Source organism: Pseudomonas sp. B21-054 (assembly GCF_026016345.1).
Taxonomy (GTDB): domain Bacteria; phylum Pseudomonadota; class Gammaproteobacteria; order Pseudomonadales; family Pseudomonadaceae; genus Aquipseudomonas.
Genome location: NZ_CP087204.1, coordinates 507,975 through 531,538, shown reverse-complemented (window position 1 = coordinate 531,538; position 23,564 = coordinate 507,975). Strand labels below are relative to the sequence as shown.

General features: G+C 63.6%; 25 protein-coding genes. 22 read left to right on the top strand and 3 right to left on the bottom strand.

Annotation, left to right across the window (positions count from 1 at the left end; all coding sequences use genetic code 11):
* Positions 1-18: 18 nt before the first annotated feature.
* Together LOY70_RS02350 and LOY70_RS02345 are read right to left on the bottom strand one after the other, a co-directional pair.
* A complete protein-coding gene (locus LOY70_RS02350) occupies positions 19-900 on the bottom strand; it encodes a polysaccharide deacetylase family protein (RefSeq protein ID WP_123415008.1) in 882 nt (293 codons plus the stop codon).
* 37 nt (positions 901-937) lie between these two features.
* Positions 938-2,299 (bottom strand): amidase, encoded by a 1,362-nt coding sequence (locus LOY70_RS02345; protein ID WP_265032977.1) that lies wholly within the window; start codon positions 2,297-2,299, stop codon positions 938-940.
* Positions 2,300-2,643: 344 nt separating this feature from the next.
* On the opposite strand from LOY70_RS02345, the gene LOY70_RS02340 reads away from it, so the two are divergent.
* Entirely contained in the window at positions 2,644-3,645 is a 1,002-nt protein-coding gene (locus LOY70_RS02340; protein ID WP_265032975.1) for a GntR family transcriptional regulator, read from the top strand.
* A gap of 24 nt (positions 3,646-3,669) precedes the next feature.
* Here LOY70_RS02340 and LOY70_RS02335 read toward each other — a convergent pair whose 3' ends face one another.
* Entirely contained in the window at positions 3,670-4,437 is a 768-nt protein-coding gene (locus LOY70_RS02335; RefSeq protein WP_123345278.1) for a ParA family protein, read from the bottom strand.
* 350 nt (positions 4,438-4,787) lie between these two features.
* On the opposite strand from LOY70_RS02335, the gene LOY70_RS02330 reads away from it, so the two are divergent.
* The 21 genes from LOY70_RS02330 to LOY70_RS02230 all read left to right on the top strand — a co-directional run bounded on the left by LOY70_RS02330 (position 4,788) and on the right by LOY70_RS02230 (position 23,428).
* The gene (locus LOY70_RS02330; protein ID WP_038436388.1) at positions 4,788-5,516 is read left to right on the top strand and encodes a beta-ketoacyl synthase chain length factor; all 729 of its coding nucleotides are present in this window, start codon (positions 4,788-4,790) and stop codon (positions 5,514-5,516) included.
* Entirely contained in the window at positions 5,492-6,301 is an 810-nt protein-coding gene (locus LOY70_RS02325; RefSeq protein WP_265032974.1) for a lysophospholipid acyltransferase family protein, read from the top strand. Before LOY70_RS02330 ends, LOY70_RS02325 begins: the two co-directional genes overlap by 25 nt.
* Positions 6,282-6,542 carry a phosphopantetheine-binding protein gene (locus LOY70_RS02320; RefSeq protein ID WP_265032972.1) on the top strand — a complete coding sequence of 87 codons (261 nt, stop codon included), beginning with the start codon at positions 6,282-6,284 and terminating at the stop codon, positions 6,540-6,542. Before LOY70_RS02325 ends, LOY70_RS02320 begins: the two co-directional genes overlap by 20 nt.
* 9 nt (positions 6,543-6,551) lie before the next feature.
* Positions 6,552-6,806, top strand: a complete 255-nt coding sequence (locus LOY70_RS02315) for an acyl carrier protein (RefSeq protein ID WP_030140951.1) — start codon at positions 6,552-6,554, stop codon at positions 6,804-6,806.
* Positions 6,803-7,348, top strand: coding sequence for a hypothetical protein (locus tag LOY70_RS02310; protein ID WP_123345288.1), 546 nt, complete (start codon positions 6,803-6,805; stop codon positions 7,346-7,348). The genes LOY70_RS02315 and LOY70_RS02310 overlap by 4 nt, the downstream gene beginning before the upstream one ends.
* The gene (locus LOY70_RS02305) at positions 7,345-9,024 is read left to right on the top strand and encodes an AMP-binding protein (RefSeq protein ID WP_265032970.1); all 1,680 of its coding nucleotides are present in this window, start codon (positions 7,345-7,347) and stop codon (positions 9,022-9,024) included. Before LOY70_RS02310 ends, LOY70_RS02305 begins: the two co-directional genes overlap by 4 nt.
* 170 nt (positions 9,025-9,194) lie before the next feature.
* Entirely contained in the window at positions 9,195-9,929 is a 735-nt protein-coding gene (locus tag LOY70_RS02300; protein ID WP_265032968.1) for a glycosyltransferase family 2 protein, read from the top strand.
* Complete coding sequence (locus LOY70_RS02295; protein WP_265032966.1) at positions 9,926-10,870, top strand: glycosyl transferase; 945 nt, start codon at positions 9,926-9,928, stop codon at positions 10,868-10,870. Before LOY70_RS02300 ends, LOY70_RS02295 begins: the two co-directional genes overlap by 4 nt.
* The gene (locus tag LOY70_RS02290) at positions 10,851-12,395 is read left to right on the top strand and encodes an HAL/PAL/TAL family ammonia-lyase (protein ID WP_265032965.1); all 1,545 of its coding nucleotides are present in this window, start codon (positions 10,851-10,853) and stop codon (positions 12,393-12,395) included. Before LOY70_RS02295 ends, LOY70_RS02290 begins: the two co-directional genes overlap by 20 nt.
* On the top strand, positions 12,388-12,813 hold the full coding sequence (locus LOY70_RS02285) for an acyl-CoA thioesterase (RefSeq protein WP_265032964.1): 426 nt from the start codon (positions 12,388-12,390) through the stop codon (positions 12,811-12,813). The genes LOY70_RS02290 and LOY70_RS02285 overlap by 8 nt, the downstream gene beginning before the upstream one ends.
* Positions 12,810-13,403, top strand: a complete 594-nt coding sequence (locus tag LOY70_RS02280) for a LolA family protein (RefSeq protein ID WP_265032963.1) — start codon at positions 12,810-12,812, stop codon at positions 13,401-13,403. The genes LOY70_RS02285 and LOY70_RS02280 overlap by 4 nt, the downstream gene beginning before the upstream one ends.
* Positions 13,387-15,726 (top strand): MMPL family transporter, encoded by a 2,340-nt coding sequence (locus LOY70_RS02275; RefSeq protein ID WP_265032961.1) that lies wholly within the window; start codon positions 13,387-13,389, stop codon positions 15,724-15,726. Before LOY70_RS02280 ends, LOY70_RS02275 begins: the two co-directional genes overlap by 17 nt.
* Complete coding sequence (locus LOY70_RS02270) at positions 15,723-16,880, top strand: sodium:proton antiporter (protein ID WP_265032959.1); 1,158 nt, start codon at positions 15,723-15,725, stop codon at positions 16,878-16,880. Before LOY70_RS02275 ends, LOY70_RS02270 begins: the two co-directional genes overlap by 4 nt.
* Entirely contained in the window at positions 16,867-18,114 is a 1,248-nt protein-coding gene (locus LOY70_RS02265; protein WP_265032957.1) for an NAD(P)/FAD-dependent oxidoreductase, read from the top strand. The genes LOY70_RS02270 and LOY70_RS02265 overlap by 14 nt, the downstream gene beginning before the upstream one ends.
* Before the next feature lie 10 nt (positions 18,115-18,124).
* The gene (locus LOY70_RS02260) at positions 18,125-18,853 is read left to right on the top strand and encodes a class I SAM-dependent methyltransferase (RefSeq protein WP_265032956.1); all 729 of its coding nucleotides are present in this window, start codon (positions 18,125-18,127) and stop codon (positions 18,851-18,853) included.
* Positions 18,850-19,332: a DUF3261 domain-containing protein gene (locus LOY70_RS02255; protein ID WP_265032954.1), complete on the top strand. Its 483-nt coding sequence runs from the start codon at positions 18,850-18,852 to the stop codon at positions 19,330-19,332. The genes LOY70_RS02260 and LOY70_RS02255 overlap by 4 nt, the downstream gene beginning before the upstream one ends.
* Complete coding sequence (locus LOY70_RS02250; RefSeq protein ID WP_265032952.1) at positions 19,329-20,525, top strand: beta-ketoacyl-[acyl-carrier-protein] synthase family protein; 1,197 nt, start codon at positions 19,329-19,331, stop codon at positions 20,523-20,525. The genes LOY70_RS02255 and LOY70_RS02250 overlap by 4 nt, the downstream gene beginning before the upstream one ends.
* Entirely contained in the window at positions 20,522-20,989 is a 468-nt protein-coding gene (locus tag LOY70_RS02245; RefSeq protein WP_265032950.1) for a hotdog family protein, read from the top strand. Before LOY70_RS02250 ends, LOY70_RS02245 begins: the two co-directional genes overlap by 4 nt.
* On the top strand, positions 20,986-21,714 hold the full coding sequence (fabG, locus tag LOY70_RS02240; protein ID WP_265032948.1) for a 3-oxoacyl-ACP reductase FabG: 729 nt from the start codon (positions 20,986-20,988) through the stop codon (positions 21,712-21,714). Before LOY70_RS02245 ends, fabG begins: the two co-directional genes overlap by 4 nt.
* A complete protein-coding gene (locus LOY70_RS02235; RefSeq protein ID WP_265032946.1) occupies positions 21,714-22,940 on the top strand; it encodes a beta-ketoacyl-ACP synthase in 1,227 nt (408 codons plus the stop codon). The genes fabG and LOY70_RS02235 overlap by 1 nt, the downstream gene beginning before the upstream one ends.
* Before the next feature lie 41 nt (positions 22,941-22,981).
* On the top strand, positions 22,982-23,428 hold the full coding sequence (locus LOY70_RS02230) for an excinuclease (RefSeq protein ID WP_123345326.1): 447 nt from the start codon (positions 22,982-22,984) through the stop codon (positions 23,426-23,428).
* Positions 23,429-23,564: the final 136 nt, after the last annotated feature.

Genomic DNA, 23,564 nt, shown 5'->3' with positions numbered 1-23,564 from the left:
CCTCGGTTAAATGCCGGATCAGCGGCTGCGGGGGTTGCGACGAATGAAGTCATCGGCAATTTCATCGAACGTGACGAAGCGCACGCCGGCATGGCCCTGGATGTGTTCGATCAGGCGCTCCAGCATCAGCAGCACCTGGGGACGCCCGGAGACGTCGGGGTGGATGGTCATGGTGAACACGGCATGCTCGTGTTCGCGATAGACCCAGTCGAACTGATCGCGCCACATCTCCTCGAGGTGCCGTGGATTGACGAAACCGTGGCTGTTGGGCGACTTCTTGATGAACATCATCGGCGGCAAGTCGTCGAGGTACCAGTTCGCCGGGATCTCCACCAAGTCGGTTTCCTGGCCACGCACCAACGGTTTCATCCAGGTGTCCGGGTGTTGGCTGTAGTCGATCTTGGTCCAGCTGTCGCCGACGCGAACGTAGTAGGGATGAAAGTCGTTGTGCATCAGGCTGTGGTCGTACTTGATGCCTTTCTTGAGCAGCAGCTCGTTGGTCACTTTGCTGAATTCCCACCAGGGCGCGACGTAGCCGGTAGGCCGCTTGCCGGTCACCTGGGTAATCAACTCGATGGATTTATCGAGCACTGCTTCTTCTTGTTGCGGGGTCATCGCGATGGGATTTTCGTGGCTATAGCCATGCACGCCGATCTCGTGGCCCGCGTCAGCCACGGCTTTCATCTGCTCGGGGAAGGTCTCCAGGGAATGCCCAGGGATAAACCAGGTGGTGCGCAGGCCGTAGCGTTCGAACAGTTTGAGCAGGCGCGGCGCGCCGATTTCACCGGCAAACAGGCCACGGGAAATATCGTCGGGCGAATCTTCACCGCCGTAGGAGCCGAGCCAGCCCGCCACGGCGTCGACATCGACCCCAAATGCACAAAGAATATCTTTAGCCATGATCGGCCTCCGGTTGTGGTGGTTGTTTAAACATCAATCAGGAGTTGGCCAGCGTCGCCTCGACCGAGCGCGCGACCCGCAAGAGCCGGGCGTCCTCGCCTTGGGGCACGCTAAGCAGCAGGCCAGTGGGCAATCCCTGGCTGTCACGACCGCTGGGCAGGTTGATGCCGGGCATGTCGAGCAAGCTGCCGGGCATCGTCAGCCTCAGGGTGGCGAGATTGGTCCGGACAAACAGTTCGTCGTCGGCTTCCAAAGGCGCCAGCGGCGGGGCGACGTGGGCCACGGTCGGCGTGAGCAGCACCGCGCCGTCGAGCTCTTCGACGAGTTGGCGCTGCAAGGCCGAGCGGGCATCGTAGAGTTTGAGCACCTGGCTGGCGGTCATGGGCCGCGCCGCTTCGAGACGCCGGCGAACCCGCGGGTCGAGGCGTTCGGCATCGGCGCTGTCGAGCAAGGCCTCATGCAAGGCAAACGCCTCGGCGGCCCCCAGCCAGCCGTGGTCGCGGATCAGCGCGAGGCTGGCCTGCAAAGCCGGCAATGGCCGAATCTCCACCAGCGCCCCGGCCGTGCGCAGCGCCTGGATACCGGCCTGCACATTGGCCCGCACCGCAGCCTCGACACAGGCATCCTCCAGCACCGCTTGCTCGACCCAGAAACGCTGCCCGGCCAGGCTGCGCACCGGTGGCGTTTGTCGTGGGTCGCGCCCCTGAAGCAGCTCGTCGATCATCCAGGCGTCACGCACGCTACGAGTCAACGGGCCGACGCTGTCGATGCTGTGGGCCAGGGGAAATACCCCGTCGCGACTGTAACGACGGGAACTGGCGCGAAACCCTACCAGGGCGTTGAAAGCCGCCGGGACGCGGATCGAGCCGGCGGTATCGGTGCCCATGGCGATCGGCACGATGCCCGCCGCGACGGCCACCGCCGAACCGCTGGAGGAGCCGCCGGGGATGCGTGGCTGTGCATCGCTGAACGGGTTGACCGGCGTGCCAAAGTGCGGGTTGAGACCAAGCCCTGAATAGGCGAATTCGCTGAGGTTGGTCTTGCCCAGGCAGACCATGCCCGCTCGGCTAAGCAGGCTGACACTGGCGGCGTCCAACAGCGCGGGCGGTGCATCCCGACGCACCGCCGCTGCCGCGGTGGTGACACTGCCGGCCACGTCGAACAAATCCTTCCAAGCCAGCGGCACGCCATCGAAGCCACTCAACGGTTGCCCGGCACGCCAGCGCGCCGCCGAGGCCTGCGCTTCGCGCCGGGCCCGGGCTTCGGTCAGCGACACGAACACATGTTCGGCATGCGCGGCTTGCTCCAGTGCTTGCTCCAGCACTTGGACCGGGTCGGTACGCCCCAAGGCGAAGGCTTCGGCGAGCGCAATGGCATCCGGCGAGGAAAATGAATTCATGGGCGAGGCATCCAAAAACGTATCATTTATTAAAATGTACATTTATCTGGAGCAGTTTCCATGCCAGCTACGTGGGCGTCGCCGATACTTGTCGAATCTCCCTTTCCGCCAACGACCTGGAATCATCGGCTTAGAGCGGCGTCCATGGTTGGGATGAGCCGGGTGTTGGTCAAAACCTGAATGGGAGGCTTACCTAATGTACATTTTAAGAAAAGATACATTTAAGTGCATAAAAGTAACGTTTTGATGGAGCGAGCCCCACGAAAGGGCGCACCAATGTGACCCTCAGTGACACAGGACACTGTGAGAGAATCCCGCCATCACCGACACGCCCAGAGGAATCGATGAAAGCAGCGCCAGCCCAAGACCCACGCACCGCGTCGCGCTACGCGATGATTCACCAGGTATTGCGTGACGCAATCACCGAGGGCACCGCGCTGCAAGGTTTGGTCTTACTGGAAGCGCCGCTGGCCGAGCTGTTCGGTACCAGCCGTGTGCCGGTGCGCAAGGCGCTGGATCTGTTGCACGAAGAGCGGTTGATCCGGCGTTTTGACGGGCGTGGGTACTTGATCAATCCCCTGGGCCTGGATATCGAGCCGCTACGCCTGCCCTTGAGCCATGCCCACCTGGGCCTGGCGAGCGGCGAAGAACTGGTGGACACGCGGCCACTGGGGGAGCGGATCCACGAGGAAATCGGCAGTGCGCTGCTGACCTGCATTACTTTCGGCCACTACCGTCTCGATGAACAAGCCGCCGCCGAGCATTACGGCGTGAGCCGGGCCGTGGTGCGAGAAGCCCTGATGCGCCTGAGGGACCGTGGTTTGCTGGAAAAAGAACCCTATTCACAATGGCTGGCCGGCCCGCTCACCGCCCGTGAAGTCACCGAAGATTATGAATTGCGCGCCTGCCTGGAGCCCGAGGCACTACGTCAAAGCGCGCCTGGGCTGAGCCGTGAGCAACTGCAAGCCATGCTGGAACGGGTGACCCAGGCGCAACAGGCTGAGCATTGCCCGGAAGAGACGATCCAGCGCATCGAGGAAGACCTGCACCAGCACTGCCTCAGCGGCCTGCAAAATCGCAAGATGGCAGCACTGATTCGCCAGGCCCAAAGCCCGATGATCATCAGCCGGATTTTTTCCCGGCTGCTGGGAATCGGCGCGGACCCCGCCATGCTGGCCGAGCATCGCCTGATCCTGGAACTGCTGTTACATGGCGCCTTCGACGCCGCCGCGCTGAACCTCAAGGAGCATTTGCAACGCGCCCGGCAACGCATGTTGCAACGCCTCAAGGTGCTGTCGGTCGTGCCGGAACAAGACTTGCCACCCTACCTGAGCAAAATCAGCTGATCGCCCAGGATCGGCCGCCAGCCCTCAACTTTCCAGCAATCCATGCAGTTCCACGAACTGCTGGGTCAGCTTGTGCCGCGGGTCCAGGTGGATCAGCGGCAGGCTCGCCTGGTGAGATTCGCGCATGCGCACCGAACTGCTCAGGTACACCGGCAATACTGGCAGGCCTTCGGCAATCAGCTCATCAAGAATCTGTTGTGGCAGGCTGGCGCGGGCCTGGAACTGGTTGACCACGATGCCTTCGACTTCCAGGCCTTCGTTATGGTCGTCCTTGAGCTCTTCGATTTCCGCCAGCAAACCATACAGCGCCTGACGGGAGAAACTGTCGCAATCGAAGGGGATCAGCACGCGGTCGGCGGCGATCAACGCTGAAACCGCATAGAAGTTCAGGGACGGCGGGGTGTCCAGGTAAATCCGGTCGTAATCCTCCTCCAACTCTTCGAGCAGTTTGCGCAGCTTGTTGATCTTGTGTTTTGCCTCAAGCTTGGGCTGCAAATCCGTCAGCTCTGCGGTGGCGGTGATGACGTGCAGGTTGTCGAACGGCGTTTCGTAGATATCCACCTTGTTCTTTTTCGAGAACGGCCCGGACGACAGGGTTTGCTTGAAAAATTCGGCAATGCCCATGGGAATGTCATCGCCGGTCAGGCCCGTCAGGTACTGAGTGGAGTTGGCCTGGGCATCCAGGTCCACCAACAGCGTGCGATAGCCCTCGCTGGCGCTGACCGCCGCCAGATTGCAGGCGATGCTGGACTTGCCCACCCCCCCCTTCTGATTGAACACCACACGCCGCATGTCAAAACCTCCGTGTATCAAAGATTCCCGAGTGTAGTAGGCCACGACACTGCTTCGCTACCTTCCATGCAGATGGACCACAGCGCCTGTGGCTTTTTCATTCAATGGGGCGTCAATTCGCCGGGAAAATGACAGAAACAACTGACAGACAGGCTCGTCATGATCGCGACAATGGTCCCGGGCCGATGTTGAGCGGACCAGCGGGCCTATTTCGCTTGAGCAAAATGTAACCAGTATTTGCTACAAGCCAGCCGCACCGGGATAATGCGCGCCTCTTGGGTCTCAAGACCATGCAGGGATGGACGCGGGTCAACCACTGAACCGTGACAATAAAAGCCCGCAGGGGTGGGATGAACTTTGTGATCAATTTCAATATCGCCCAATGGCGCGCGTGGGCCCCGGGGCTCGAAAGCGTGGACGATTGGCAGGCGTGGAGCCGACAGCCGGTCGTGCTAGCTGCCAGCGATGCCGCCCCTGACGTATCGTTTCTGCCAGCCATGCAGCGTCGGCGCCTCAGCCGCCTGGCGCGGATGGCCTTCAGTGTCGGCTGGCCGCTGGCCGAGGGGCGTCCCAACCTACCGTTGGTCTTTATTTCCCGCCACGGCGAAACCCCGCGCACTTTCGAGATTCTCAAGGACCTGGCGGCCGACCAACCTTTGTCGCCCACCCAGTTCAGCCTGTCGGTGCACAACGCGGTGATCGGCCTGTGGTCGATCATGCGCGGCGAAACCAGCGAGATGACCGCCCTGGCCGCCACCGGCGACGGGCTGGAACATGGTGTGCTGGAAGCTGCCGCGCTGTTGAACGAAGGCGCGCCGGCCGTGCTGCTGGTGATCACCGAAGAACAACCTCCCCAGGTGTATGCCCCCTGGGTCAACGACGTACCGTTTCCCTATGCGGTGGGCCTGCTGCTCACCCCGGGCGACGACTGGCGATTGGACCTGGCCGCCCAGGCCGGTCAAATGCCGGGCAGCGACTGGCCCCATGCCCTGGATTTGTTACGTACGCTGCTGGACAACAAGAGCACCTGCCAACATGCCTGGAAGAATCGTGTATGGACCTGGCAACACAGCCGGTGACCGGTAAATATCGCGACGCCTATTACTGGCGCCTGCTCGCGACCGCCGCAAGCTTCGCCCTGTTCGGGCTGGGCGGGCTGTGCCTGCGGTTGCTGGTGTTTCCGTTACTGGCCTGGCTGCCCGGCGATGCCCAGGCCCACCGACAACGGGCCCGTCGCACGGTCGGACGGTTGTTCTGGTTCTTTATCCGGTTCATGGCCCGCTCCGGCGTGCTCACCTATCAAATCGATGGCGCCGAAAAACTCGGTCGGCCCGGGCAGATGATCATCGCCAACCACCCGTCGCTGATCGACGTGGTGTTCCTGATCGGGCTGGTGCGCGACGCCAACTGCGTGGTCAAGCAAAGCCTGTGGGATAACCCCTTTACCCGAGGGCCGCTGCACGCGACCCAATACATCAGCAACGATGGCAGCATGGACATGCTCGACGCCGCCAGCGATGCCCTGCAAGACGGCCAGAGCCTGATCGTGTTCCCTGAAGGGACGCGCACCCAACCAGGCCATGCGCCGGCCTTTCATCGGGGCGCAGCGGCCATCGCCCTGCGCGGTGCGAAAATCCTCACCCCCGTCACCATCAAGGTCTGCCCCACTACCCTGACCAAGGCCGAACCCTGGTATCGCATCCCCCAACGCCGCGTGCACTTCAGTTTTCGCGTGGGGGCCGATATAGATCCACAGGCCTTCGCCGCGCTCGGCCCTCCGCCACAGGCTTCGCGCAGGCTCAACGATTTTCTGCACCACTATTTCATCAAGGAGCTCGCCGAAGATGAGCGATCTGCACCGTGACATCAAAAAGCTGATCATCGACGCCCTCGGCCTCGAGGACATCAGCATCGACGATATCGGCGACCACCAGACCCTGTTCGGCGAAGGCCTGGGCCTGGACTCGGTGGATGCCCTGGAACTTGGCCTGGCGATCCAGAAGAAGTACGGCATCAAGATCGATGCCGACGCCAAGGACACCCGTAACCACTTCAGCAATGTGGCAAGCCTTGCGGCCTTCGTCACTGCAAAAAGCGTAGCCTGAGACCAGACCATGCAAACTCGTGACGACATTTTCAACACCCTGCGCGATGCTCTGGTCGAGCTTTTCGAGCTGGACCCTGAGCGCGTAACGCTGGAATCGAACCTGTACCAGGACCTGGAAATCGATAGCATCGACGCGGTCGACCTGATCGATCACATCAAGCGCCAGACCGGCAAGAAAATCGCCGCCGAAGAATTCAAGTCGGTGCGTACCGTCAACGACGTGGTCGAGGCGGTCTATCGACTGGTCCAACCGGCCGCATGAGCCGGCTGATTGGCCTCGGCCTGCTGCTGGCAGGCCTGCTGTACCCCTTTGCGGTGTATTTCGGCATGGAGCACTTCGCCCCGTGGCAGTTCGGGCTGCTGCTGGGTAGCCTGTGGCTGGCCCGGGCATTGCTCGGCAAGGGTGGGGCCAACAGCCGCTGGATGGCGGCCACGGCGATTGTGTTTTGTGTATTGCTCGCGCTGTTCGACAGCCCGCTCCTGCTGCGTTGGTATCCGGTACTGATCAGCGCCTTCATGCTCGGGTTGTTCGCCCTGAGCCTGAAATACGGCCCACCAATGGCCGAACGCCTGGCCCGTCTGCGCGAACCGCAGCTGCCGGCCAAAGCGGTGGTGTATACCCGCCAGGTCACGGTGGCCTGGAGTGTGTTTTTCCTGTGTAACGGTTTGCTCGCCGCCGTCCTGACCCTCTGGGCGCCGCTGAGTTGGTGGATGTTGTACACCGGCCTGATTTCCTACGGATTGATGGGGCTGCTGTTTGCCATTGAATGGCTCATACGACAAAGGGTAAGAGGCCGCCCATGAATTGGATAACACTTGAGCAGATGTTGCTCGGGGCACAACCGGAGCGTGCGGTTACCGTCGATCCGGCGCTGGATCATTCGCAACTGCGGGACGAAGCGTTGCGCCTGGCCGCCGGATTGCAGGCCCGGGGCATACGGCGCGTGGCCGTGCACCTGGAAGATGCGGCCGAGTTGGCAGTGGCGCTGCTGGGCGCCTGGCGCGCCGGGGCCAGCGTGTTGCTGCCGGCTGATCTGCAAGCGCAAACCCGCCAACGCTGGGCGGCGGACGTCGACCTGTGGCTGACCGACCAGCCTGGCGACACGCGCCTTGACGACTTGCGGCAGGCCCCACTGAGCCCTGCCGAACTGGACCTCGACCAGTGCTGGCTGAGCCTGTGCACTTCCGGCTCCAGCGGCGAGCCCAAGCGCATCGAAAAAACCCTGCGCCAGTTGAGTAATGAGGTCCACGCCCTGGAGCAATTGTGGGGCGCAGAACTGGGCTCGGCCTGCATGATCGGCAGCGTCGCCACCCAGCACATCTACGGCCTGCTGTTCCGGGTGCTCTGGCCATTGTGCGCCGGGCGTGCGTTCGTACGGCGGCAGTTGGCCTTCCCGGAAGACTTGCAACGCGCCAGCCGCGAGCATCCGGCCTTCGCCTGGGTCGCCAGCCCGGCGTTGCTCAAGCGCATGGGCGATAACCTCGACTGGCCGGCCTTGGCCGGCGTGCGTCGGGTGTTTTCCTCCGGTGGCGCCTTGCCGGCCGAGGCCGCCCAAAGCCTGCAGCAACGCCTGGGGCAATGGCCGACGGAGATCTTCGGCAGCTCGGAAACCGGCGGGATCGCCTGGCGCCAGGGCGGTGGACTGTGGCAGCCCTTTGCCGGCGTAGAACTGAGCCAGGACAGCGACGGCGCCTTGCTCATCGCTTCGCCCTATCTGCCGACCGGTCATGTCGAACACACCGCCGACGCGGCGCGGATCGCTGAGGACGGACGCTTTGAGCTGCTCGGGCGGCTGGACCGTATCGTCAAGCTCGAAGAAAAACGCATTTCCCTGCCGATGCTGGAACAGGCGTTGGTAGCCCACGACTGGGTCAGCGAAGCGCGGCTGGGGGTGGTGCAGGAAAATCGCGCCTCCCTCGGCGCACTGCTGGTACTCAGCGAAAACGGCCTGCGCGCCCTGCGCAACCAGGGCCGGCGCGCCGTGACCGAGGGCCTGCGCCGGCACCTGAGCGAGCACTGCGAAACCTTGGCCTTGCCTCGACGTTGGCGCTGGCTGCGGCAGTTGCCACTCAACGCCCAGGGCAAGTTGCCCCAGGCCGAAGTCGAAGCCTTGCTGATGGCGCTGCGCCCCAAAGGCCCCGAAGTCCTGGAACAAGTCGAAAGCGACGGTGAATGGAACCTGCAACTGGTCGTGCCGCCGGACCTGGCCTACTTCAGCGGCCACTTTCCCACCGCGCCGGTACTGCCCGGCGTGGTACAGGTCGACTGGGCCATGGACCTGGGCCGACAACTGCTGGACTTGCCGCCTCGGTTCGTCGGCATGGAAGTGCTGAAATTCCAGCAACTGGTCCGCCCCGGCGATCAGATCCAACTGCACCTGCGCTTCGACCGCGAACGCGGCAAACTGTATTTTGCCTACCGCAATGCCACGGCGGCCTGTTCCAGCGGGCGGATTGTGTTGGGGATGGCGAATGATTAATGCTCACACTGCCCTCCTGTGGCGAGGGGATTTATCCCCGCTCGAGTGCGAAGCGCTCGCCATCAGTCTGTGTCGTTGCACAGAATTTGGGGTCGCTGCGCAACCCAGCGGGGATAAATCCCCTCGCCACAGGGAGGCGGTGCACAGTGGCTCGTTGGAAGGCGGAAAATATGCATAACCCCTGCGCCGTCATCCCGGTCTACAACCACGAAACCGCCATCTCGGCCGTGGTCCAGGCGTTGCTCGCCAACGGCCTGCCCTGCGTGCTGGTGGATGACGCCAGCAGCCCGGCCTGCGCGGCTGTGCTGGAGCGGCTGGCCGAGGGCGAGCAAGTTCATCTGGTCAGGCTGGCGGTCAACCAGGGCAAGGGCGGCGCGGTGATGACCGGTTTGCGGGAGGCTTCGCGCCTGGGCTTCAGCCACGCCTTGCAGGTGGATGCCGATGGTCAGCACGACCTTGGCGACGTCAAGACCTTCATCGAGCAATCCCGCGCCCACCCGGACGCAGTGATCTGTGGTTATCCACACTACGACGCCAGCGTGCCGAAAGGTCGCCTGTACGCGCGCTACCTGACCCACGTCATGGTCTGGATCAACAGCCTGTCCTTGCAGATCCGCGATTCCATGTGCGGTTTCCGGGTCTATCCCCTGCCGCCGACCCTGGCACTGATCGACTCGGCCAATATTGGCAAACGCATGGATTTCGACTCGGACATCCTCGTGCGCCTGGCCTGGCGCAATCAGCCGATGCACTGGTTGCACACCCGGGTTCATTACCCCCAGGACGGGGTCTCGCACTTTCGCCTGTTCCACGACAACGTACTGATCTCCAGCATGCATACGCGGCTGTTCTTCGGCATGCTGGTGCGTTCTCCCTTGATTCTCTGGCGACGGTGGCGGGCATGAGCCTTCAGGCAGACAAACAACACTGGGCCGACCGCCAGGAGCGCGGCAGCTTCTGGCTGATGAAGTTCACGGCGCTGGCCGCCAAGGTGCTGGGCCGCCGCCTGCTGAGCCCGCTGCTGTATGGCATCGTCCTGTATTTCTTCGTTTTCGGCCGCGCCGCCCGGCAGGCCGCCTGGCAATACCAGCAGCGCCTGGCCGACTGGAGCGAGCGCCCCGAGCTGCGTCCAACCCATCGGCGGGTGTTCGGGCAGTTCATGGCCTTTGCCGACTCCCTGCTCGACAAGCTCGACGTCTGGAACGGCAAGCTGAGCATCGAGCAGATCGAAATCGTCGACCCGGCGCTGCTGCGCAATCATCTGCGCGATACCCGCGGGCAGATGCTGGTGGGCGCACACCTGGGCAACCTGGAGATGTGCCGGGCCCTGGCCGAGCTGGGCGAGAAAGTGACCATGAACGTGCTGGTGCACACCAAGCATGCCGAGCAGTTCAATCGCTTGCTGGGCGAAGCCGGCGCCACGCACCTGCGGCTGATCCAGGTCAGCGAGCTGGACCCGCTGATCATGCTGCAACTGAGCGAGCGCCTGGAGCGCGGCGAGTGGCTGGCGATTGCCGGCGACCGCGTGCCGCTGCATGGCGGTCGTAGCGTGACCGTGGACTTCATGGGCCACCCGGCCGCATTCCCCCAAGGGCCCTGGTTGCTGGCCGGTCTGTTGAAATGCCCGGTCAACCTTTTGATGTGCCTCAAGCACGAGGGACGCTATCGCGTCACCCTCGAGCCCTTCGCCGAGGCCGTGGTCTGGAAACGCCACGACCGCGAGCAAGCGATCGCCCACTGGGCCGGTCGCTATGCCGAGCGCCTGGCGCATTACTGCCTCCAGGGCCCCCAACAGTGGTTCAACTTTTACCCTTTCTGGAAGACCGATGACGATGCCCACTCTTGAGCCGGTAACCTTCGGCGAACGCCCCTTGCGCATCGAAGATGTGTTGGCCCTGGCCAACCGTCAGGCGCCGACGCAATTGCAGGATGACCCGGCGTTCCGCCAGCGCATCGCCAAGGGTGCGCAATTCCTCGACTCTTTGCTGGACAAGGAAGGCGTGATCTACGGCGTGACCACCGGTTATGGCGACTCCTGCGTGGTGGCCGTACCGTTGCACCACGTCGAGGCCCTGCCGCGCCATTTGTACACGTTCCACGGCTGCGGCCTGGGCAAACTGCTAGACGCCCAGGCCACGCGCGCAGTGCTGGCGGCGCGTTTGCAGTCGCTGTGCCACGGCGTGTCCGGGGTGCGGGTGGAACTGCTGGAGCGGCTCCAGGCTTTTCTTGAACATGACATCCTGCCGCTGATCCCGGAAGAAGGCTCCGTAGGCGCCAGCGGAGACCTGACGCCGCTGTCCTACGTGGCGGCCACGCTGTCCGGCGAACGGGAAGTGATGTTCCGCGGCGAACGCCGCCTGGCCGCCGATGTGCACCGCGAGCTGGGCTGGACCCCGCTGGTACTGCGGCCCAAGGAAGCCCTGGCGCTGATGAATGGCACCGCCGTGATGACCGGCCTGGCCTGCCTGGCCTTCGCCCGCGCCGATTACCTGCTGCAACTGGCGACCCGCATCACCGCGCTGAACGTTGTCGCACTGCAAGGCAACCCGGAACACTTCGATGAGCGCCTGTTCGCCGCCAAGCCACACCCCGGCCAAATGCAAGTCGCCGCGTGGCTGCGCAAGGACCTGGCCATCGACGCGCCGACCGCGCCGCTGCATCGCCTGCAGGATCGCTACTCCCTGCGCTGCGCCCCCCACGTGCTCGGCGTATTGGCCGACAGCCTGAACTGGCTGCGCTCGTTCATCGAGATCGAACTCAACAGCGCCAACGACAACCCGATCATCGATGCCGAAGCCGAACGCGTGCTCCACGGCGGGCATTTCTATGGCGGGCATATCGCCTTCGCCATGGACAGCCTGAAGAATCTGGTGGCCAACGTCGCGGATTTGCTGGATCGGCAACTCGCGCTGCTGGTGGACGAGCGCTACAACCATGGCCTGCCGAGCAACCTGTCCGGCGCCAGCGCCGAGCGGGCGATGCTCAACCATGGCTTCAAGGCCGTGCAGATCGGCACCAGTGCCTGGACCGCCGAAGCCTTGAAAAACACCATGCCGGCCAGCGTGTTCTCGCGCTCCACCGAGTGTCACAACCAGGACAAGGTGAGCATGGGCACCATCGCCGCCCGGGATGCCATCCGCGTGCTGGAGCTGACCGAGCAAGTGGCCGCCGCCACGCTGCTGGCCGCCAACCAGGGCGTGTGGCTGCGCGGCCGCGGCGAAGACGCGCGGCCACTGCCGCCGGCCCTGGCCGCCATGCATGCACAACTGGCCGAGGACTTCGCGCCAGTCATCGAAGACCGGGCCCTGGAAAGCGAGCTGCGCCTGTGCCTGCAACGCATTGCAGAACAACACTGGAGGCTGCATGCGTAGCAAGGGAATGCTGCACGTCGACACCCAGATCGTGGTGCCGTTTTTCGACGTCGATTCGATGAACGTGGTCTGGCACGGCCATTACGTCAAATACCTGGAAGTGGCCCGCTGCGCCTTGCTCGACCTGATCGGCCACAACTACAACGACATGCTCGAATCCGGCCATGCGTGGCCGATCATCGACCTGCAACTGCGCTACGTGCGCAGCGCCGTGTTCGGCCAGACCCTGACCGTGCGCGCCAGCCTGGTGGAATGGGAGAACCGGTTGAAGATCAACTACTTGATCAGCGACGCAGAAACCGGCGAACGCCTGACCCGTGCCAGCTCCGTGCAAGTGGCCGTGGACATGGCCAGCCGTGAAATGCTGTTGGCCTCGCCCCGGGTGTTTGTCGACGCCGTCGAAAGGATGCTGCCATGAAACGCCTGTCCACCTGGCTGCTGCTGTGCTGCCTGTCGCCCCTGGCCCAGGCATTCGATTTGCAACAGTTGAGCGAGCAACTGGCCCGCCCTGATGTGATCCATGGGCAGTTCATCCAGGAAAAACACCTGCGCGCCCTGCCCCAGCCGCTCACCAGCAAGGGCCGTTTCGTGCTGGCGAAGAATCACGGCCTGCTGTGGCTGCTGCAAACCCCATTGCAACAGGACTACCGCATCACTCCCCAGGGCATCGCCCGACGGGACGGCAATGCCTGGCAGATGCTGCCGAACAAGAGCGCCGGTGCCGAGCAGAACCGGCTGTTCCTGGCGGTGTTGCAAGGCGACAGCAGTGGCCTGCAACGGGACTTCGAATTGAGCCTGTCGGGTGAGCCGCAGCAGTGGAAACTCACTCTGACGCCGCGCTCGGTGCTGCTCAAACAGGTCTTCAACCAGATCAACATCGACGGCGGTGAACTGGTGCAACGCATCGAACTGCTGGAAACCCAGGGCGACAGCACGGTGCTGCGCATGCAGGACACTACCCGTGCACAACCCTTGAGCGAAGCGGAGCAACATGACTTTGCCGAGTGAACGGATGCTGCCACGGCTGTTCCTGATCCTGCTCCTGGCAGTGCTGGCGCTCGCCGGTTGGCAATGGCGCAACGGCGCGCCGCTGTCGGCCAATCTCATGGAGCTGGTACCGGGCACTTCTCCCGATGCCCTGGAGCTCATCGCCGAGCAGCGCATGCAGGAGCCGCTCAATCGCGAGGTGCTGGTGCTGGTCGGTCATGCGGATCGCCAACAAGCCCTCGCCCTGGCGCAAACCCTTGATGAGCAATGGCAGGCCAGCGGTCTGTTCGACAAGGTCCAGTGGACGTTGCAGGCCGACCTGCCGGCGTTGCGCACGCAGTTGCTCAATGGACGGCTGGCGATGCTCTCGGCACCCGACCGGCAGCAATTGATCGACCAGCCCCAGGCGTTCATCCAACAACGGGTGCAGGCGCTGTTCGACCCGTTCACGGGCTTCAGCCTGGTGCCGAGCCAGGACGACTGGCTGGGCCTGACCGGACGCATCCAGAACAGCCAACCCCAGCGCGGTGCGATCCAACTGGACGTGGGCAGCGGTGCGTTGATCGCCGAAGCCGATGGCAAACATTGGGTCATGCTGCGAGCCCGCACCCATGGCAACGCGTTCGACATGGACCTGCCACTCAAAGTGGCCGAGTTGCTGCAGCACAGCCGTGATCAAGCCGACCAGGGCCATGCCCAACTGCTGGCGGCCAGCGGCCTGCTGTACGCCGCCGCCGGTCAACAGCAGGCATCGCGGGAAATCACCTGGGTCGGCGGTGGCGCGACTGTCGGCATTCTGTTGCTGCTGTTGCTGGCCTTCCGCCGTTTTCGGGTGTGGCTGGCGTTCGTGCCGGTGCTGGTGGGCATGCTGTTTGGCGCGGTGGCTTGCGTGGCGCTGTTTGGACGCATGCACGTCATGACCCTGGTGCTCGGCTCCAGCCTGATCGGCGTGGCCGTGGATTACCCGCTGCACTATCTGTCCAAAAGCTGGAGCCTCAAGCCGTGGCGCAGCTGGCCGGCCTTGCGCCTGACCCTGCCGGGGCTGAGCCTGAGCCTGGCGACCACCTGCATCGGTTACCTGGCCCTGGCCTGGACACCGTTCCCGGCCCTGACCCAAATCGCGATATTTTCCGCCGCCGGCCTGGTCGGCGCCTACCTGAGCGCGGTCTGCCTGCTGCCGGCGCTGCTCAAGGGGGTTGAGTTACGTCCGGCCCAATGGCCGTTGCGGCTCTGCCAATGTCTGCTCAAGGCACGCCAAGCCCTGCTGGCGCGGGTGCGCACACCGGTCTTGCTGGTGCTGCTGCTGACGTTCTGCGCGGGTGGTCTGTGGCAACTGACCACGAAAAACGACATCCGCCAGTGGATCGGTACGCCCCAGCACCTGACCGACGAAGCCCGCGATATCGCCCGCATCACCGGTTTCCAACCCACCAGCCAGTTTTTCCTGATTCGCGCCGATGATCAGCCACAGTTGCTGGAGCGCCAGACCGCCCTCAACGAGCGGCTGGATCAATTGATCGGCCTGGAAAAACTCCAGGGCTACCTGTCGCTGAACCAATTGGTCAGTCCGCCCGCCGAACAGCAGAAAGTGCGTGAGGCCCTGGCGCGGCTACCGGACTTCTGGCAACCGCTGCTGGATCTGGGCGTACCGCTCGCCACGCTACAAGCGGAGCTCGCGCAATTGCAGGCCCTGCCCGTGACCGACATTGACGCCGCGCTGACCGGCCCGCTGGCCGAGCCCTACCGCACGCTCTGGCTCGGCCAGACGGCGCAAGGCGTAGCGGCAGTCGTCAGCCTGCAAGGCCTGAACGATGCCGCGCTACTGCGGGTGCAGGCCGTGGACTTGCCCGGTGTGCAACTGGTGGATCGCCTGGGAGACCTGAACCGGGTCTTCGCCGCCACGCAGATCAGCGCCGCCGAGTTGAAATTGGCTTCCTGCGTGCTGATCGTGCTGGTGTTGATCTGGCCGTTCGGCGTCGGCGGCGCCTTGCGCATCGTTGCCCTGCCGTTGCTGGCCGCACTGTGCAGCCTGGCGAGCCTCGGCTGGCTGGGACAGCCGTTGACGCTGTTCAGCCTGTTCGGCCTGTTGTTGGTGACGGCCATCGGCGTCGACTATGCGATCCTGATGCGCGAGCAAATCGGTGGCGCGGCGGTGAGCCTGCTGGGCACCTTCCTGGCGGCGGTCACCACCTGGCTGTCGTTCGGCCTGCTGGCGCTTTCCAGCACACCGGCGGTGAGTAACTTCGGCCTGGCGGTCAGCCTGGGGCTGGCGTTCAGCTTCATGCTGGCGCCGTGGGCCGGGCATCAAGCCCATGCGACCGCCGTTGCGGAGCCAGCCCAATGATGATCCTGGCGTTCTGGCTCATGGCCCTGGGGCTATTCGCGGCCGCAACTCACCTCGGCCGTCGCTTTGGGCTGATCCCGATTGTCAGCCAATTGCTGCTGGCGACGTTCGGCCTGCCGCTGCTGATGTACTTCTGGATCGAGCCCGGCTGGTCCCTCAGCGGCGCGCAACTGGTGTCACCGGTGTGGCTGAAGAATCTCTACAGCCTGGCGTTTGCCCTGTTGCTGGGACACATCCTCAGCGACGTGATCGACCTGCGCCTGGATCGCCAGAGCGTGAAGATCGCCCTGCCGAGCTTCGGCATTCCGTTCGCTTGCGGCTTGGCCACGGCGCTCTGGTTGCTGCCGCCCCAGCCCTGGATCAGCTCCCTGGCGGTGGGGCTGCTGTTTGCAATTACTGCGATACCGGTGCTGTACCTGTACCTGCGCCACATCGACTACCCACCCGCCGCCACCCGGCGCCTGGTGCAAACCGCGATTCTGATCGACCTGATGTGCTGGAGCCTGTTCGGCCTGGCCCAGGGCAGCCTGCACCTGAACAGTTTGTTACTGCCATTGGCCGGTGCCTGTGTGCCGCTGCTGTTGCGACTGTTTGGCCTGCGCCAACCGCTGTTGCACAGCGGGATCTTTTTTGCCCTGCTGGTGGTGGCCGAACACTATCGGCTCAACGCACTGATTGTCGGCATCGGTTATCTGCTGTGCATGGCCGCGCTCAAGGTGCCGTTGGTGTTGCCGCTCAATGCGAGCTGGATGCAAGGTTTGCAGACCTACCTGGCAATTCCGCTGATCCTCACCTTCGGCATTGTGCAAATCAACGTCCACAGCGCCATGAACAGCCTCGATTGGCTACAGATAGGGGCGTTACTACTGTTTCCGATCGCCAGCAAGCTGCTGGGCAACTGGCTGGGGCTGGGATGGGCCGATACATCCTTTGCCGGTGCCAGTCGCTGGCGCGAAAGTGTCTTGCTGAACATCCGCGGCTTGAGCGAAATCGTGTTCCTCAACCTGCTCTTGCAACAACAGCTCATCAGCCCGGCGTTGTACTTCACGCTGATGCTGATGGGCCTGATCGCCACATTACTGCCGGCCATGGCCGGTTTTCACCGTATTCCCTCGATTGCCGTCCCGGCCAGGAGCTCAAGTGCCAAGAGTTGAAATGGAATGTCGCCAGGTCGTCATCATCGGCGCAGGTCCTTCGGGCGCCATCGCGGCCGCGCTGCTCAAGCGCAAGGGCCACGATGTGCTGGTCATTGAACGCCAGCATTTCCCCCGGTTCTCCATCGGCGAGAGCCTGTTGTCCCATTGCCTGGACTTCGTCGAAGAAGCCGGCATGCTCGACGCAGTGAATGCCGCCGGGTTCCAACGCAAGAACGGTGCGGCGTTCGCCTGGGGCGAGCGCTACAGCGCCTTCGATTTCGGCGATACCTTCAGCAACGGCAAGCCCACGACTTTCCAGGTGCAACGCGCCGACTTCGATAAATTGCTGGCCGACCAGGCCGCGCTGCAAGGCGTGGAGATTCGTTATGGCCAAGCCATAACCAGCGCCGACTTCAGCCTCGCCAAACCACAACTGGGCGTGCAGCGCGAAGACGGCAGCGAGTACCGCGTCGAGGCCGATTTCGTGCTCGACGCCAGCGGCTACGGCCGGGTCCTGCCGCGCCTGCTGGACCTTGAGGCACCGTCGAACTTCCCGGTACGCCAAGCGGTGTTTACCCATATCGAAGATCGCATCGACGCACCGACCTTCGACCGGGAAAAAATCCTGATCACCACCCACCCGAGCAAACGCGACGTATGGTTCTGGACCATTCCGTTCAGTGGCGGGCGCTGCTCCGTGGGCGTGGTTGCGGCAGCGGAACATTTCGCGGGGCGTTCCGACGACCTCGACGCCTGCCTGCGCGGTTTCATCGACGAAACCCCAAGCCTGGCCGACGTGTTGAAGAATGCCGTGTGGGACACCCCGGCACGGACCATCGGTGGCTATTCGGCCAATGTCAAAACCCTGCACGGTCCTGGCTTCGCCCTGCTGGGCAACGCCGCGGAATTCCTCGACCCGGTGTTCTCTTCCGGCGTGACCATTGCCATGCGCTCGGCGAGCATGGCCGCCGGTGTGCTGCATCGTCAGTTGCAAGGTGAAAGCGTGGATTGGCAGAGCGAATTCGCCGAGCCACTCAAGCGCGGCGTCGATACCTTTCGCTGCTATGTCGAGGGCTGGTATGCCGGCACCTTCCAGGACGTGATTTTCTACACCGAAGGCTCGGACGACATCCGTCGCATGATCAGTTCGATCCTGGCCGGCTACGCCTGGGACCAGCGCAACCCGTTTGTCAGTGAACCGAAGCGGCGCCTGCGCATGCTCTCGGAAATCTGTGCGAGTCCGGCGCCATGAGTCCGCAAACATGAGCTACCTGAGCGATAACTACGTCGAAGAGACGCGCTTCGGCTTCTGGTTCCTGCGCAGCCACACCTGGCAGCACCATGTGCTGCGGGTGGCGATCAATGACCTGCGCAGCCTGTTCAGCGCCCCGCTGCCGGCCAACCCGGTGCTGCTGGACGCCGGTTGCGGCCAGGGCAAGTCGTTCCAGTACCTGCGCCAGGTGTTCGCGCCGCAACGCCTGATCGGGGTGGATGCCGATCCCCATAGCCTGGACCTGAGCCAGGAGGAAGCCGCGCGCCAAGGCATGACCGTGGAATTGATCGGCAGCGACTGCGCGACGCTGGCGGTGCCGGATGCCAGTGTCGACCTGTTGTTCTGCCACCAGACCTTTCATCACCTGGTGGAGCAGGAAAAAGCCCTCGCCGAGTTCTATCGCGTCCTCAAGCCCGGCGGTTACCTGATGTTCGCCGAATCCACCGAGGCCTACATCGATACCTGGGTGATCCGCTGGCTGTTCCGGCACCCCATGCACGTGCAAAAGAGTGCCGCCCAGTACCTGGAGATGATCCGTAGCCAGGGGTTCGAGTTCGAGGCCCGCAACGTCTCCTATCCGTACCTGTGGTGGAGCCGCTCCAAGGATTTCGGCTTGCTGGAACGCTTTGGCCTGCGCCGCGCCAAGCCGTTCGGCGAGCGGGAGGAAACCCTGGTCAATGTGGTGGCCCGCAAGCCCGTCGAAGGGGTCGTCGAATGATACGCGCCCTGCTTTTTGGCTGCCTGTTGCTACTCAGTGCCTGCGCCAGCCACGCGCCGTTGCCCGAGCGCACGCCAACCCTGGTGCTGCCATTGCAGTTGCACATCGAGCGACAACTGGCCGGTCAACGGCAGGATTGGCTGTTGGTCATCCAACGTGAAGACGCCGGTATCCGTTGGTCGATGATGGACCCGCTGGGCATTCCCGTGGCCCGCCAACGCCTGGTCGATGGCCAGTGGCAGGCCGATGGGCTGCTGCCGCCCAATGCCGAGGCCCGGGAATTGTTCGCCGCACTGCTGTTCGCCCTCACCCCCGAAGCCGAACTGCCGGGCAACTACCCGGCCGCCCGACAACAGGGTGGGCAGCGAAGCCTCGATGCCCGCTGGCAGGTGCGCTACGAGCGACCGCTGGACTTTCAACTGAGCCTGCCCCAAGGCCCGCACTACCGCATCACACCGTTGACCGAGAGTGCCCCATGACTGCCTATTTGAATGCCCTCGGGGTGATCTGCGCCCTGGGCCGCGACAAACATACAGTTGCGCGCAATCTGTTTGCCGGCGACTGCTCGGGCATACGGGCCGAGGCGGGCTGGGTCGCCGAGCGGGCATTACCGGTGGCCTCGGTGGCGGGTGAACTCGCCCCCATTCCCGACGCCCTGGTCATGCAACGCAGCCGCAATAATCAGCTGCTGCTGGAAGCGGGGTTGCAAATCCGCGCCGAGATCGACCAGGCAATCCATACCTACGGCCGCGCCCGTATTGGCATTGTGCTCGGTACCAGCACCTCGGGCATCGATGAGGCAAGCAGCGGCATTGCCCATTACCTGCGCGAGCAGCGCTTCCCCGACGGCTACGACTACCAGCAACAGGAGCTCAGCGCGCCGGCCAACTTTCTGTCCGACTGGCTCGACCTGAGCGGCCCCTCCTATGTGATTTCCACCGCCTGCACGTCCAGCGCCCGCGCCTTGATGAGCGCCCGTCGCCTGCTGGACCTGGGCCTGTGCGATGCCGTGCTCTGTGGCGGGGTGGACAGCCTGTGCAAACTGACGCTCAATGGGTTTTCCGCCCTGGAAGCGGTCTCCAGCGACCGCTGCAACCCGTTTTCGATGAATCGCAGCGGCATCAACATTGGCGAAGCGGCGGTGCTGTTCCTCATGAGCAAGACGCCAGGTGACGGGGCTCGGATTGCCTTGTTGGGCGACGGCGCCAGTTCCGATGCCCACCATATTTCCGCCCCTGAGCCCAGTGGTCGTGGCGCTCGCCAAGCGATGGAAAAAGCCTTGCACTGCGCAGGTCTCGAGGCCAGCCAGATCGACTACCTGAACCTGCACGGCACCGCCACCCAACACAATGACGCCATGGAAAGCCAGGCAGTGGCCGGGCTGTTTCCGACGGGGGTGCCCTGCTCGTCCACCAAGCCCATGACCGGCCATACCCTTGGGGCAGCCGGGGCGCTGGAAGCAGCGTTCTGCTGGTTGAGCCTGAGCGCCGAAAATCCCCACCTGCGCCTGCCGCCGCATGTCTGGGACGGTCAGGCCGACCCTGAACTGCCGGCGCTGGACTGGGTCACCGCCAGCACCCGCCTGAACCCGACATCGCCGCGCCGCCTGATGAGCAATTCGTTCGCCTTCGGCGGCAACAACGTCAGCCTGATTATCGGAGACGCCCCATGATTGACTGGCCACTCGCCGAACTGCTGCCCCATGCCGGCGACATGATTCTGATCGACCGGATCCTGGCCTTCGATGACGAGCAGATCCATACCCACGCCACCGTCAAGCCTGGCGGTTTGTTCAACCGCGACGACGGCGCGCTGCCGGCCTGGGTTGGCATCGAGCTGATGGCCCAGAGCGTCGCAGCATTTGCCGGTTGCCATGCTCGCCGACGCGGCGATGCCGTGGAGCTGGGTTTCCTGCTCGGCACCCGCAAGTTCGAATGCAACGTCGAATGTTTCCCGGTCGGTGCCGAGCTGACCATCCACGGTGTGCGCTCCCTGGAAGACGACAACGGCATGGGCGTGTTCGAATGCCACATCCGCGCCCCCGGCATCCATGCCACGGCCCGGTTGAACGTGTTCCGTCCGCCCCAGGCCGCCCACTACCTTCATGAACCGTCTGCAACAGGAACCCCGCCATGACTGAATCCGTACTGGTCACCGGCTCCAGCCGTGGCATCGGCCGCGCCATCGCCCTGCGCCTGGCCCAGGCCGGGCACGACATCGTGCTGCATTGCCGCAGCGGCCGCACCGAGGCTGAAGCCGTCCGGGCTGAAATCCAGGCCCTGGGCCGTCAGGCGCGAGTGCTGCAATTCGACGTCTCCGACCGCGCCGCCTGCAAAGCCATCCTCGAAGCCGATGTCGACACCCACGGTGCCTATTACGGCGTGGTGCTCAACGCCGGCCTGACCCGCGACGGCGCCTTCCCGGCGCTGAGCGAGGACGACTGGGATACGGTGATGCGCACCAACCTCGACGGTTTCTACAATGTGCTGCATCCGGTGATGATGCCAATGATCCGGCGTCGCGCCGCCGGGCGAATCGTCTGCATCACCTCGGTTTCGGGGCTTATCGGCAACCGTGGCCAAGTCAACTACAGTGCGTCGAAGGCCGGCTTGATCGGCGCGGCCAAGGCGTTGGCAATCGAGTTGGGCAAGCGCAAGATCACCGTCAATTGCGTCGCGCCTGGCCTGATCGACACCGCCATGCTCGATGAAAACGTGCCCGTGGAAGAACTGATGAAAATGATCCCAGCCCAGCGCATGGGCACTCCAGAAGAGGTGGCTGGCGCGGTGAATTTCCTGATGTCCGCCGAAGCCGGCTACATCACCCGGCAGGTCCTGGCCGTCAACGGAGGCTTGTGCTGATGAAGCGCGTCGTCGTCACCGGCATGGCCGGTATCACCTCCATCGGCAGCGACTGGGACACCATCGCCGCCAACTTCGCCGCCAACCGCAGCGGCATCCGGCGCATGGACGAATGGGACCGCTTCACCGAACTGAACACGCGCCTGGCAGGCCCCATCGACGACTTCCAGGTCCCGGCTCACTGGACGCGTAAGCAACTGCGCAGCATGGGCCGGGTCTCGCGCCTGGCGGTGGCTGCGGCAGAGCAGGCCCTGGCCGACGCCGGCCTGCTGGGCGACGAGTCGATCAAGGACGGGCGCATGGGCGTGTCTTGCGGTTCGTCCACCGGCAGCACCGACGAGATCAAGGCCTTCGGTAACATGCTGCTCAACAGCGTGGCCGAAGGACTGAACGCCAACTCCTATGTGCGGATGATGCCCCACACCACGGCGGCCAACATCAGCATCTTCTTCGGGCTGACCGGGCGCCTGATCCCCACCTCCAGCGCCTGCACCAGCGGCAGCCATGGCATCGGCTATGCCTACGAGGCAATCAAGTTCGGGCGCCTGCCGCTGATGCTTGCCGGTGGCGCCGAAGAGCTGTGCCCGACCGAAGCGATGGTCTTCGATGCGCTCTACGCCACCAGCCTGAAAAACGACGCCCCGCAAACCAGCCCACGCCCCTACGACAAGGACCGCGATGGGCTGGTGATCGGCGAAGGCGCCGGCATGCTGGTACTCGAAGAACTGGAACATGCGTTGGCGCGCGGCGCGCATATTCATGCCGAAATCGTCGGTTTTGGCAGCAACGCCGACGGCCAGCACGCCACCCGTCCCGAACTGAGTACCATGCGCAGGGCCATGGAACTGGCCCTGGAAGATGCCGGCCTCGATCCTGCCGCCATCGGCTACGTCAACGGCCACGGCACCGCCACCGAGCAAGGCGATATCGCCGAAACCCTGGCCACCAGCAGCCTGTTCGGCGAGCACATGCCCATCAGTTCGCAAAAGAGCTTTCTCGGCCATACGCTGGGCGCCTGTGGAGCGCTGGAATCCTGGTTCAGCATCGAAATGCTGAATCGCGACCTGTACGTGCACACTTTCAACCTCGAGGAGGTTGATCCCCAATGCGGCAAGCTCGATTACCTGCGCAATGAATTCAGGCCGATGAGCAACGAATACGTGATGAACAACAACTTCGCCTTTGGTGGGGTCAACACCTCGCTGATCTTCCGCCGCTGGCACTGAACCGGTTCAAATTCCCGTTACCCCTCGTCAAGGAGACCATGATGTCGTTGAAGAAAATCGCCGTAACCGCCGCTCTCTTGCTCAGCACCCTGCCAGCCATCAGCCAGGCTCGCGATACCGCGCTGTTCCTGCCCTTCGACAAAGTCGTCGCCGAAGCCATCCGCACCGGCAAAATCGACGGCAGCGTGAAGTTCTACCTGGCTGGCAACAAACCGGCTGGCAACGTCACCGTCGTCAGCCCGGGCGCCGTGACCAACAAAAAAACCAACGCCTTCAACAAATCCGATGAAGCCGCCTGCGAATGGGTGCTGCAATCGGCACTGATCAGCTTGCACCAGGCCGCCAAGAACGCCGGCGCCAATGCGGTCACCAACATCGTCAGCTTCTACAAGAGCAACGAACGCAAGGACCCCACCACCTACGAATGCCACGCTGGCGCGATCATGGCGGGCGTTGCGTTGAAAGGGGATTTGGCGAAGGTGCAATAAAGCGCTAACGATGCCCGGTGGCGAGGGCGCTTGCTCCCGCTGGGCTGCGCAACCTTTTTGATCGTTCCCACGCTCCCGCGTGGGAACGCCGCCAGGGACGCTCCGCGTTCCGCTTCTGAAAGATGACGCAGAGCGT

Coding starts and splice junctions, on each gene's coding strand:
- LOY70_RS02350 (WP_123415008.1), bottom strand. CDS start 900: ATGGCTAAAGATATTCTTTGTGCATTTGGGGTCGATGTCGACGCCGTG.
- LOY70_RS02345 (WP_265032977.1), bottom strand. CDS start 2,299: ATGAATTCATTTTCCTCGCCGGATGCCATTGCGCTCGCCGAAGCCTTC.
- LOY70_RS02340 (WP_265032975.1), top strand. CDS start 2,644: ATGAAAGCAGCGCCAGCCCAAGACCCACGCACCGCGTCGCGCTACGCG.
- LOY70_RS02335 (WP_123345278.1), bottom strand. CDS start 4,437: ATGCGGCGTGTGGTGTTCAATCAGAAGGGGGGGGTGGGCAAGTCCAGC.
- LOY70_RS02330 (WP_038436388.1), top strand. CDS start 4,788: ATGAACTTTGTGATCAATTTCAATATCGCCCAATGGCGCGCGTGGGCC.
- LOY70_RS02325 (WP_265032974.1), top strand. CDS start 5,492: ATGGACCTGGCAACACAGCCGGTGACCGGTAAATATCGCGACGCCTAT.
- LOY70_RS02320 (WP_265032972.1), top strand. CDS start 6,282: ATGAGCGATCTGCACCGTGACATCAAAAAGCTGATCATCGACGCCCTC.
- LOY70_RS02315 (WP_030140951.1), top strand. CDS start 6,552: ATGCAAACTCGTGACGACATTTTCAACACCCTGCGCGATGCTCTGGTC.
- LOY70_RS02310 (WP_123345288.1), top strand. CDS start 6,803: ATGAGCCGGCTGATTGGCCTCGGCCTGCTGCTGGCAGGCCTGCTGTAC.
- LOY70_RS02305 (WP_265032970.1), top strand. CDS start 7,345: ATGAATTGGATAACACTTGAGCAGATGTTGCTCGGGGCACAACCGGAG.
- LOY70_RS02300 (WP_265032968.1), top strand. CDS start 9,195: ATGCATAACCCCTGCGCCGTCATCCCGGTCTACAACCACGAAACCGCC.
- LOY70_RS02295 (WP_265032966.1), top strand. CDS start 9,926: ATGAGCCTTCAGGCAGACAAACAACACTGGGCCGACCGCCAGGAGCGC.
- LOY70_RS02290 (WP_265032965.1), top strand. CDS start 10,851: ATGACGATGCCCACTCTTGAGCCGGTAACCTTCGGCGAACGCCCCTTG.
- LOY70_RS02285 (WP_265032964.1), top strand. CDS start 12,388: ATGCGTAGCAAGGGAATGCTGCACGTCGACACCCAGATCGTGGTGCCG.
- LOY70_RS02280 (WP_265032963.1), top strand. CDS start 12,810: ATGAAACGCCTGTCCACCTGGCTGCTGCTGTGCTGCCTGTCGCCCCTG.
- LOY70_RS02275 (WP_265032961.1), top strand. CDS start 13,387: ATGACTTTGCCGAGTGAACGGATGCTGCCACGGCTGTTCCTGATCCTG.
- LOY70_RS02270 (WP_265032959.1), top strand. CDS start 15,723: ATGATGATCCTGGCGTTCTGGCTCATGGCCCTGGGGCTATTCGCGGCC.
- LOY70_RS02260 (WP_265032956.1), top strand. CDS start 18,125: ATGAGCTACCTGAGCGATAACTACGTCGAAGAGACGCGCTTCGGCTTC.
- LOY70_RS02255 (WP_265032954.1), top strand. CDS start 18,850: ATGATACGCGCCCTGCTTTTTGGCTGCCTGTTGCTACTCAGTGCCTGC.
- LOY70_RS02250 (WP_265032952.1), top strand. CDS start 19,329: ATGACTGCCTATTTGAATGCCCTCGGGGTGATCTGCGCCCTGGGCCGC.
- LOY70_RS02245 (WP_265032950.1), top strand. CDS start 20,522: ATGATTGACTGGCCACTCGCCGAACTGCTGCCCCATGCCGGCGACATG.
- fabG (WP_265032948.1), top strand. CDS start 20,986: ATGACTGAATCCGTACTGGTCACCGGCTCCAGCCGTGGCATCGGCCGC.
- LOY70_RS02235 (WP_265032946.1), top strand. CDS start 21,714: ATGAAGCGCGTCGTCGTCACCGGCATGGCCGGTATCACCTCCATCGGC.
- LOY70_RS02230 (WP_123345326.1), top strand. CDS start 22,982: ATGTCGTTGAAGAAAATCGCCGTAACCGCCGCTCTCTTGCTCAGCACC.